Genomic DNA, 10092 nt, shown 5'->3' on the forward strand with positions numbered 1-10092 from the left:
GGATGCTTCCCTTCCGCCATCCTCTGGTTCCGACGGAACGTTACCGGGACAATCGATCCACACGCTACGGAAGAACGACTCTTGGGAGAAGCGGCGCTTCCGAAGGGCGACTCCTCGGAGGAACGGCGCTCCCGAAGGGCGGCGCTCCCGAAGGGCGACTCCTCGGAGAAGCGGCGCTCCCGAAGGACGGCTCCTCGGAGAAACGGCGGTCCCGAAGGGCGCTGCCGAGCAAGAGAACGCTCTTTCCGAGAAGAAAGGAGGAAAAGGACCCATGAAGTCCCGTGCATTCGCGTTGCGTGTTTTTCTCTTGGCCTTCGTCTTTTTCTGCATCGCGGTGTTCGCCCATTCCGCCACACGGACGACCGCCGTCGCACGACGGGGAGAAGAGAGGAGGGCGATTTCGTCCGGAGGTGACACCCTCTCGAAGGGGTGCTACAGAATCAACAGAGCCGACGAGCGGGTGTCCGTTCCGTGCATTCCCAGGTCACGCCACCCCGGCAAGGGGGTCTGTGACGTACCGGCAAGGCGGGAGTTCACCGGCGAGGTGCAGTGACCGGGACGCGGAAACGGCCATGCACGAACCGACGCCTTTCGGGGGGCGCAAGTCCGCCTTCCGAAAGGCGCATGCGGCAGTGCGGCAGGGCGTCCGGTTCTTCCGCCGCGGCGCGGCGCCGGGCGTGCGGATGCGGCGGCATGCATGGCCGCGGAAACACGGCGTGCGGCACCCGGCCGCCGCAGACCCCGGGGATCGCCCTCGGCGTTCTGGTGCGGTGCGCAGCGGCGCAATTCGCCGCGGTGGGCGAGCCCGATTGAAGAGGCGTCCCGTCCGTGGCGCGGCAGGGCGTCCGGTTCTTCCGCTCCGGCGAAACGCCGGCGTCAGCGGCCCTGCGGCTTTTCGAAATGGAGGATGTACGCAAACCGGCGGCCGAAGAAGGCGCGCTCCCGAAAGCCCGCCCCTGTCGCAAGAGCGGTGGCGGCACTGCGGGACTGAAAGTGCGGATCGAAGATCAGCTCCACGACCGCCAGCACGCCGCCGGGTTTGAGGGTGCGGAAGAGTTCGGCGAGCGCGGCGGCGCGGTCGGGGATCTCCCCCAGGACGGTGACCAGAACGACGCGGTCGAAGTGGCCGGCGGGGAGTTTTCCCTCGCCGAGACCGGCGGCGAAAAAGTCCACGTTCGCAAGTCCCGCGGCCTGGGTCTTCTCCCTGGCCCGGGCGAGCATTCCCTGCTGGATGTCCATCGCGACGACGCGGCCTTCCGGGCCGACGCTCCGGGCAAGGGGGACGGTGAGGCGTCCGGGGCCGCACCCCGCGTCCAGAACAACCATGCCGGGCGACAGGGCGAGGGTCTCCACGATGAACGCGGCCTGGTGCACCTTGGCGAAGGGATTGTCCATCTCGACGAGCCCGCGGAGCCACACCGGGCAGGGCAGGCTCCGGCGGCGGGAGACGAGGCTGTATGCCCCACCGACGAGGGCGATGGCGACGATGACGAGAAGAAGGGCCGTCGAGGCGCTCATGCTGCGCACGCTCCCGCGGTGGCCGGAGAAGGCGGAACGGCCGGAGCGGGCGCACGACCCGCAGACGCGGGGAAAGTCGTCCCGGCGGCGGCGGACGCGGGGAAAGGGAAAGGCTCGGGTGCGGACGGAGCGGGCGGAATCGGGGCAAGCGACAAGGCCGGCGGCAAGGCGAAAGAAGCGGGCACGAGAGAGACGGCGGACGAAGCGGACGGGACGGCTAAGCCCGGCAGGTCCGGCACGACCGCCACGACAGAGACGGCGGACGAAGCGGACGGGACGGCTAAGCCCGGCAGGTCCGGCACGACCGACAAGGCCGGAAAAACCGAAGAAGCCATGGAACAGGAACCCTCCGCGCACACCATCGTCATTCCTCCTCTGTCGTTTTCCCCCGGGCGCCCACGCTCGCCGCTCGATCCGGGCGGGGCGATTTCCTGCTGATGCCGAACTCTTCCGCTATGCGAAGACTTCCAAAGCCTTTTTGATGCAGTTGAAGACTCCTTGAGACGTCTTCCGTCCTCTGCATGCCAGCCTCCGGTAGGTCCGGTCGATCTGGTTGATCTGTCGGAAGCGTACTCCCTTTACGAACCATAGCCCCCTTTTCCGAGAGGAGTGGGTCCGTTTCCCCTGTCGTTACAGGGTCAGTGTATCCTGTCGCGTAACAGCCCCGAGATGGCCACAGCACGGCCTGGCATTCCAAGCCCACACACAACTTCGGGGACTCCGAACACCCCGGGCAACCCCACCTTGCCCAAGGATCCCGGCACCTCACAACAGGATACTCATGCCCCCGAGACAGCCACAGCACGGACCGGCATTCCAAACCCACCAGCAACCTCGGGACTCCATTCTCCAAACCCCCGCAACCCAAGCGCCCTCGGTGCCCTGAAGCCATGAAAAAGCTGCACTCAGACTATGGCATAACCACCGACATAACCACTATAGCGCGCTCCCTCTCCGAAAACAACGCTCCGAACACGACGCTCCGCAAAACGCCGCTTCGGAACAACCACGCCGGGGGGCGCTATTCCCGCAGGAAGCCGAGTTCCCGGAGGCGGATCTCCATGGCCTGATTGGAGACATGGTAGCGCTTCGCCAGGGCGTCATCGCTGTAGCGGAACCACTCCCGGGAGAGGAAGAGTTTCGGCATGAGCAGCTCCGCGGCGAAGCGGTCCGCCTCGCGGTCGTAGATTCTGGGGCGTTTCGGGCCCGCGCCCTCGCCGTAGCAGGCGTTGACCGGCGGGTGATTCAGCACGGCGTGGCCGATTTCGTGGGCCACGGAGAAGCGTCTCCGGGCCCAGTAGGCGTTGCGGTTCACTCCGATGGCCCCCTTCGATCCGACGCGCACGAACACGGCGTCGAACTGGTCGGAGGCGCTCTCAAAAAGGGGAATGCCCAGATGTGCGGCGATCCGGACGGCATTTTCCACGAAAGGAGGCACCTTCCATGATTCCCGATGACGGCCCGGCCTTTCTGGAACTTCTGGGCGAAGTGGCGGAAGTGTACGGGCGGGACAAGCTCACGACCCGGGCAACGCGGACTGGAACACCGTCCAGGGTGCGCGCCTCGGGCGCATCGCCGCCACGAACCGGGCGAACGGACACGCTCTTCCTACGGTGCGCGACGCCGCCACGGGAAAGCCCCTCGATGTGCTTCCCCAAAACGCGAGCACCGAAGGCGAGACCGCTTCCGGAGATGCCAACGCCGCCCAAGAGGCTGAGGGCAACGCCGGGACTTGCCGAGGCTCCGACGCGACCGGCGCCACCCAAGAGACCGAGAGCGCCAAAGAGGCCGAAGGAGACGGCAAAGCCGAAATCACCGTCACATCTTCCGGAGAGTCCACGAAGAACGCGAACGCAAAGACCATGAGGAACGCGGAAGAGGTGGAGGAACAGGAAATCGAAATCCGCGACCATATCTCCGAAGACTCCCGGGGGGTTCAAACTCTGATCCGCGATAACGCTGCCCCTCCCGGCCCCTGCCCCGCCCCCGGCGCCTTCCCCGGTTCCCCTCCCGGCGTTTCCGGACTATACTCTACTGTACTGTCTCAATACGGATACGACGGCCGGAACCGGCCGAAGGGAGTTCGGAACGTGGACGAAAAACGCGACGTGATCGACCCGGAGATCGTCGACGACGGCGACGGCCCCCGGAGCGGATACGAAAAATACGGCCGCCGTTTCAGCGATGACGGCTTTCGGGCGAAAATTGCACGAGTCGCGCTCCGTGCGGGAGCGAGGCTCGTCGAAAAAGCGCTGCTCCTCTACTACGTCATGCGCGACCAGGCGACGCCGCTTTGGGCGAAGACCGCGATCACGGGCGCCCTCGGCTATTTCATCCTGCCGGTCGATCTGATCCCGGATTTCATCCCTGTCGCCGGCTTCACGGACGACCTCGGCGCGATCGTCGCCGTCATGCTGCTCGTCGCCGCGCACGTCCGGGACGACCACAGGGACCGCGCACGCGAAAAAATGAAGGACTGGTTCCGCTGAAACACACGACGCCGGCGACGCCCCGGCGCGCTCGTCGGTGATAGCAAAGGTGCTTGGGAGATGCAAGGCCCCTGAGAAATGCGCCTTCCCCGCCGCGGCCGGCGACGCCCCTCCCCTCGTTCCCTCTCACTCCCCCGCCCCGCCTCTGCGCGCCGGTGGCTTCGCCGCCGTCCCGCTCCTCTTCGCCTCCCTCGCCATAGGCCCCCTTCTCCCGCCTCTCTCGCCGTCGGTCGTTGAAGAATGCTATCAATAGTGCTATCATCCATCCATGAGCAGGCACGAGAAACTTCTTTCGAACGTGCGGAACAATCCTTCCGACGTTCGATACGAAGACCTGGAAAACCTCTGCACAGCATACTTCGGCCCCGCCAGGCAGCGCGGAGGCAGCCACGCCGTCTTCAGGACACCCTGGGCCGGAGATCCCCGCGTCACCATCCAGGCCGACGGAAACGGCAGGGCAAAAACCTACCAGGTGCGGCAGGTGCTTGCAGCGATCGATCGCCTTCTTCGCGAAGAGGTGAGCGGCGAACGCAAAGGCGAAGACAAGGGGAAAGAGAAAGGCGAAGGCAAAGGGGAAAGAAGAAAGAACGAGAAAGAAGGGAAGAACCGACGATGAAAGAGAACGTTTCGCGCTACATCTACCGAGTGGAATGGTCGCCCGAGGACGGCGAACACGTCGGGCTCTGCACCGAATTTCCCAGCCTTTCCTGGCTTGCGCCGACTCCGGCCCGGGCTTTTTCCGGAATTCGCCGCCTCGTGTCCACTGTCGTCCGGGACATGGAAAAAACCGGAGAGCCCATCCCGGAACCGCTCGTGAACCGTGCCTGCTCCGGCAAGATCGCGCTGAGGACCACCCCCGCGCTGCACCGCGCACTCACCATCCGCGCCGCCGAAGCAAAGATGAGCCTGAACCGCTACCTCAACAGCAGGCTTGCCGCCGCCCTGTCGTCCCCCCACGCGGACGAAGAACCCCCGACACCGCAGCCCCGCAAGGCGCCGCACCCCCGCGACGGAAAATCCCCCGCGGACAAGGGCGGTAAAAGAGGCACCGCCGTCAGCAGGAAGTGACCGGAATGACTGCACCACAGCTGTTATCGCTTCTTCGAAACTCAAGATGGTCTGGAATCCCTTCGTCGCCCGGCATTTACTGGTGGTTTTTCCCTCGCACAGCTCTCAAGACACTCTGCATTACCGCGATGTGCGAAGGATTGTTATTCCCACCGGGAGAGAACATGCCTCTCTACTGCGGCATAGCAAACGACCTCAAACGACGTATAAAAGAGCACGCAGCTCAGCAACTGACGCGGCGTTGTCTGCTGTTGAAGTCTCTTTCGACACTCCGGTTGGCCCTGCTCGCATTGAACAACTTCGCGTATGCAGACGGACAACAGACGATCGACGGCTATTTCGACACTCTCCATGTCTGTTGGCAAACAACCAACTCTCGGCATGAAGCGGAGGACTTGGAAGCCCGCGAACTTTGCACCCACCCCTACCCCTTGAACATCCAGAAAAACAGACACGCAACACTGGCGAGCTTTATCCGCGACGTGCAATCTGAACGGGCGGCGTACACGCAACAGACTCTGATACAGATTTCCGAAACAGCATTGAGCGAACTCTGAAAAACTCCCTCTCCATTTTTCTTCAAACGCTTCGCGCCCCTACGCTGCCCCTCCCGCCTCCCTACCTCCCAGCGTCACTCCTCCCCCCTCTCCCGCCTCTCTCGCTGCCCCTCCCCTCATTCCCTCTCACTCCCCCGCCCCGCCTCTTTTTCCGGCACCGCTCCACCCCTTTCACCCTCGTTTCCTCGCCGCTCGCACAAAGCCGCGTCGAAACTCGCCGCAGTCATCGCTTTATGCTATTGACGCAGCGAAGCGGTGCGGTATAGTGTGTGCAGGCGCCAAACCAAAACAAAATGGAGGTGAACCGACGATGGCAACGTTTCTTCCCGATGGAGCGCGCATGGTCCTGAAAGTGCAGACCGGCAGCGACGAGTGGGGCAAACCCAAGACCAAGTCCCTCTCCTGGAGCGCATCGACCCCGCCGCGGACGCCGACGCCGTTGACGCCACAGCCGACGCCCTTGCGGGGCTCTGCCTGTACCCCAGAAACGAGGTGCAGATCGTGGCCACCAACCTCGTGACGGCCTAAACCGGCCCCTCGACCTGCGCAAAAGCCGTGTGACGACCGGCCCGGGCGCGCACAAAAACCTGTTCCGCGTGACGCAATACAAACGGCGTGGGACATCGTGAAACGTAACGAAAGGAGGTGCATTCTGTGACGACCATCCTCTACCTCATCTTCGGCCTCGCAAGCGGCAAGGAGTGGCGGATCTCCCTCTCCAATCCCAGGACGGATCTCACCGCCCTGGAGGTCCAGACCGCCATGCAGGCCATCATCGACAGCGAAGTCTTCACCGCCGGACCCGACACCATCGTGGGGGCGCAGCTCGTCTCCCGGACCACCACCAAACTCATCGGCTGATCCATGCGGTCAGGATGCGGGGCCTTCGCCCCGCTTTTTCTTTGTGGAGGTGATACAATGAACGGAGGAACGACGGAACTCGGGGAACTGCTTCAGTTCATCCTGCAGCACGGCTTTTCCGTGGTCGTGGCGGCCTACCTGCTTGTGCGGCTCGAAAAGAAAATGACCGACCTCACCGAGGCCATCACCGAACTGCGCCACTGCATGGAAGTGAAGGTCGCCCGCTTCGAGGCCCACCTCTCCCGGAACACCGCGCCGGACTTCTCCCCCGGAGCCGCCGGTGCACCCGGACATGGGTATGCCCACGCACTCGAACACCCCCGGGGACACGCCCCCGCAAGCGCATCGGCACCGGCACCAGCACCGGGCGCGCCCGAGGCGTGACGCCCCGTGAGCGACCTGACGCGCAACTTCTCCTCCCGCGAATTCGCCTGCAAACACTGCGGCGCACTGCGGCTCGACCCGGCTTTGCCCGCCGCGCTCCAGGCCCTGCGCGACCTCGCCGGGCGGCCCATCATCGTCCTGTCGGGCTACCGCTGCCCCGACCACCCGGAGGAACACCGCAAAACCACACCGGGCATGCACGCACAAGGAAAGGCCGCGGACGTGCTTCTCCAGGGCCACACCCTCCGACGCGCCTACGACCTCGCCGCCGCCCTCGGCCTCTTCGGCGGCATCGGCATCTACGACGGAGGCTTTCTCCACCTCGACCTGCGCCCCACCCCCGCCCGCTGGGGCCGCCTCGCCGGAGTCTACGTCCCCTTCTCCCGCGCCGCCGCCATCCTCTTCCCCCGCCCCCTTCAGTGAGGCCGCGCCCGGGATGGCGCGGAAATTCATTCCGGATTCAGCTCCAGTTCCCCGGAGATTTCCCAAGAAAATCTCTCAGAAAGATCTCCCTGGAAAATTTTCCAAGAGCATTGCCCGAGAAACTCTCCTCAGCAAATCTCTCAGGAAAGTCTCCCATGAAACGACATCCACACCTTTCCCGCAACGACCGGGCAAGACCTCCGGGGCTACCGGGCCGAAGGAGCGCCCCGCTGCCCGCACGAATGGCGCAGATAGAGCAGCGTGGCGTAGCTGGTGCAGGGGGAACGGCCGTCGTTCAGCAGAAGACACGAGTCGGTGTGGTCGAGAAGGCGCGCCTGCGTGGCGCCCAGGTCCCGCAGAAGGGCGAAGAGGAGCGCCGCGCCCCGGGGACAGTCCAGGTCGAGGCCGCGCAGGGCCGGGGTGCGGAGTTCCCGCAGGACGGGAAGCGTGCGGGCGTCCTCGGCGGCGGCTCCGGCGGGGGTTTTGCCGTGAGAGAGATCCATGCTCAAAAGGATCAGGCCGCCCCGTTCCACCAGAGGGAGCAGGGCCTTGCGCAGGGCAAGCAGGTGCAGGTCGGACAACCCTTTGCGCACCACGAGGGGAAGCACCGTCGCGCCGGGAAAGGTGCGGCGCAGCAGAGGCAGATGGTTCGTGATGCCGTGCTCGCTCCGGAAGAGGCGATCCTGCCGTTCCACGAGCCCAGCCCCGGTGAGGGCCGCAATGCCCTCCCGGTCGGCGGAAAGGAGGCCGAATTCGGTGAGCCAGTCGGCCCCGCAAGTGGAGACGGGGCTCCGCCCGGCCCGGTAGTGGTCCGGGGCGATGAGAATGATCCGCTCCGGCGCGGGAACGGCCTCGGCGAGGGCGTCGTAGAAGCGCAGCATCATCGCTCCCGCCGGATCGTGATGGGGAACGATGCCCCCCGCCACGGCAGGCGAAACCGCGTTATCCCGATCCGCCGCACCCTCCGCGCCCTCCGCGGCACCGTCGCCCCCGGAAAAACCCGCATCCTCCGGAGGTACGCCCTCCGCCGTCTTTCCCGTCGCAGGCGCCGCACCTTCACCCGTCCCCGCCGCGGCAAGGGCGCGGCGGATGCCCTCCGGCAGGGGCGGGCAGACCATGACCGCCGGACTTTCCCCCTCCGCGGCCTTCGACCCCGCCGCTTCCACTTCCGCCACGGCATCCGGCGCCGCAGCCGCAGGCGCAAGGACGGCGGCGAACGCGGCGGCGAACGCGACAACAACGAGCACGGCAACAGCAAGCACGCGACGGGCGCCGCCGTACAGAGACAGAGGGCAACCGGGCGGGCACGCCCCGGCACCGGGGACGGAACCAGCGCCGCAACCGCCGCCCGCCGTTTCCGCCACGCCGCGCTCTTTCGTCGTCGCCGCCGCCCGCTTCACCGCGACTCCCCTCCGCATCGCCCCACCCGCGCTTTCCGCCCTCCGCATCACCTCTCCGGGCGGCGGGTCCAGTCGGGGCGCAGGGCGTCCAGACCCGCGGGATCGCCCCGGTAGACCATCTCCTTCCACTCCTCGTCGGAAAGCCGCCCCTCCGACAGAGGCCGGTCGAAGCTGTAGAAGGAGAACACGGCGCCCCGGGTCACCCGCGGGCCGCCCCAGCGGTCGTCCACAAAGACGTGGAGCACCTTGGGCGCGCCGGTGGCCACGTAGAGCACCCGCCCCTCAAAGTAGTCCGTGGCGACGTCCGCCGCCAGGGCCATGCGCAGTCGCTCAACCACGTCCTCCATGTAGGGGGGATAGAGCCCGGACATGTCCTCGGGAAAGAGCAGGTCCCGGTCGAGCGCCGCGGGAAACTCCCGGATGACCCGGAAATCCCCGCTGCCCAGCGGCTCGCCCCGCACCTCCCGTCCCGCAATGTCCGCAAGCTGCCCCATCAGCCCCGCAAACGTCTCCAGCTTCCGGGGATATTCCTCGTCATCCCACCCCGCCTCGGCCAGAAAATCCCGCACCCGGCCCGCCGCACGGGCCAGCCCGGCGAAGAGACGGGGCGCGGGCTCCACGTACCCCCGCGGCTCGGGGAACAGATAGTCCGGCGCGTACCACACGTCGCCGCCGTCGCCCATCTCCGCTCCGGACTGCTCGCCGTAGAGGATGGTGTCGTGCTTCAGCTCCGCCCAGGCCGCCGACGCGGTGACCAGCTTCTTGTACTCCCACTCGGGGGTGCGGCTGAAGAACTGCCCGCCCTCCGTGGGAGCGAAGTAGTCCGAGAACAGGTGCAACAGATCGCTGTAGACATTGCGCGACAGAGGGTCGTCCCCGAAGGCGAGCCACCGCTTGCGCAGCGCCGCCTGATTCTCCGCGTACCGGGCGTACCGGGCGAAGGCGCCGGTCTCCCCGAGCGCCGCGGGCGAGCCGAGAACCGCCATCACGTCCAGCGGATCGGGAAGATTGCGCGGCAGCTCCTCGCTCCCCGTCTGCGGCGCCGTGAGCATGTTGAACACCAGCGCATCAAAGGTGAAACGCCGCCCGATGAAGCGGAATCCCACGGCGTCCTCCTCGCGCTCCTCCTGGGACGCCCCGGTGCGCGGAGCGGGCACCCCCACGATGAGCGGCGGCCTTGCCGCGGCGAGAAGCGCCCGGTTGTAGAGCCGCAGCGCCGCCTCGTCCCCCAGGGGCAGCCCGGCGAAGTTCCGGACCGTCACGGGGCCGAAGTCGTACCACGAGTTGTCGTTCGACGCCCCCACCAGATAGGTGAAGGGATCGAAGAGGCGCTTCCACACCTGCCGGATCTCCGGGTCCTCCAGCAGCGAACAGAGCACCGCGATGACCCCG

The 10092-nt window shown here is 66.1% G+C and carries 13 protein-coding genes; 9 read left to right on the forward strand and 4 right to left on the reverse strand.

All coding sequences use genetic code 11. From position 1 onward, the window contains the following. Nucleotides 1–271: 271 nt before the first annotated feature. Nucleotides 272–553 carry a hypothetical protein gene (locus Q1K49_RS09030; protein ID WP_300525277.1) on the forward strand — a complete coding sequence of 94 codons (282 nt, stop codon included), beginning with the start codon at nucleotides 272–274 and terminating at the stop codon, nucleotides 551–553. 323 nt (nucleotides 554–876) lie between these two features. On the opposite strand, the gene Q1K49_RS09035 is transcribed toward Q1K49_RS09030, so the two are convergent. Beyond that, nucleotides 877–1518, reverse strand: coding sequence for a class I SAM-dependent methyltransferase (locus tag Q1K49_RS09035; protein ID WP_300525279.1), 642 nt, complete (start codon nucleotides 1516–1518; stop codon nucleotides 877–879). A gap of 1021 nt (nucleotides 1519–2539) precedes the next feature. After that, nucleotides 2540–2944 (reverse strand): ImmA/IrrE family metallo-endopeptidase, encoded by a 405-nt coding sequence (locus Q1K49_RS09040; RefSeq protein ID WP_300525282.1) that lies wholly within the window; start codon nucleotides 2942–2944, stop codon nucleotides 2540–2542. Between the two features lie 664 nt (nucleotides 2945–3608). Between Q1K49_RS09040 and Q1K49_RS09045 the strand changes: the two genes are divergently transcribed. The 8 genes from Q1K49_RS09045 to Q1K49_RS09080 all read left to right on the forward strand — a co-directional run bounded on the left by Q1K49_RS09045 (nucleotide 3609) and on the right by Q1K49_RS09080 (nucleotide 7300). Continuing rightward, a complete protein-coding gene (locus Q1K49_RS09045; RefSeq protein WP_300525285.1) occupies nucleotides 3609–4007 on the forward strand; it encodes a YkvA family protein in 399 nt (132 codons plus the stop codon). Nucleotides 4008–4275: 268 nt separating this feature from the next. Beyond that, on the forward strand, nucleotides 4276–4623 hold the full coding sequence (locus Q1K49_RS09050; protein ID WP_300525287.1) for a hypothetical protein: 348 nt from the start codon (nucleotides 4276–4278) through the stop codon (nucleotides 4621–4623). Continuing rightward, nucleotides 4620–5075 carry a toxin-antitoxin system HicB family antitoxin gene (locus Q1K49_RS09055; protein WP_300525289.1) on the forward strand — a complete coding sequence of 152 codons (456 nt, stop codon included), beginning with the start codon at nucleotides 4620–4622 and terminating at the stop codon, nucleotides 5073–5075. Before Q1K49_RS09050 ends, Q1K49_RS09055 begins: the two co-directional genes overlap by 4 nt. Before the next feature lie 5 nt (nucleotides 5076–5080). Beyond that, nucleotides 5081–5632, forward strand: a complete 552-nt coding sequence (locus Q1K49_RS09060) for a GIY-YIG nuclease family protein (RefSeq protein WP_300525291.1) — start codon at nucleotides 5081–5083, stop codon at nucleotides 5630–5632. 340 nt (nucleotides 5633–5972) lie between these two features. Further along, the gene (locus Q1K49_RS09065; protein ID WP_366146059.1) at nucleotides 5973–6152 is read left to right on the forward strand and encodes a DUF1659 domain-containing protein; all 180 of its coding nucleotides are present in this window, start codon (nucleotides 5973–5975) and stop codon (nucleotides 6150–6152) included. A 134-nt stretch (nucleotides 6153–6286) separates the two neighbouring features. Next, entirely contained in the window at nucleotides 6287–6493 is a 207-nt protein-coding gene (locus Q1K49_RS09070; RefSeq protein ID WP_213693208.1) for a DUF2922 domain-containing protein, read from the forward strand. Nucleotides 6494–6550: 57 nt separating this feature from the next. Further along, nucleotides 6551–6877: a YvrJ family protein gene (locus Q1K49_RS09075; RefSeq protein ID WP_300525298.1), complete on the forward strand. Its 327-nt coding sequence runs from the start codon at nucleotides 6551–6553 to the stop codon at nucleotides 6875–6877. Between the two features lie 6 nt (nucleotides 6878–6883). Next, nucleotides 6884–7300 carry a D-Ala-D-Ala carboxypeptidase family metallohydrolase gene (locus Q1K49_RS09080; protein WP_300525301.1) on the forward strand — a complete coding sequence of 139 codons (417 nt, stop codon included), beginning with the start codon at nucleotides 6884–6886 and terminating at the stop codon, nucleotides 7298–7300. 206 nt (nucleotides 7301–7506) lie between these two features. Here Q1K49_RS09080 and amrB read toward each other — a convergent pair whose 3' ends face one another. Further along, a complete protein-coding gene (amrB, locus tag Q1K49_RS09085; RefSeq protein WP_300525304.1) occupies nucleotides 7507–8700 on the reverse strand; it encodes an AmmeMemoRadiSam system protein B in 1194 nt (397 codons plus the stop codon). Nucleotides 8701–8747: 47 nt separating this feature from the next. Further along, a partial coding sequence (locus Q1K49_RS09090) for a DUF3160 domain-containing protein (protein WP_300525307.1) occupies nucleotides 8748–10092 on the reverse strand: 1345 nt, incomplete at its 5' end.

Origin of the sequence: Aminiphilus sp. (genome assembly GCF_029975095.1) — a bacterium.
Classification (GTDB): domain Bacteria; phylum Synergistota; class Synergistia; order Synergistales; family Aminiphilaceae; genus Aminiphilus.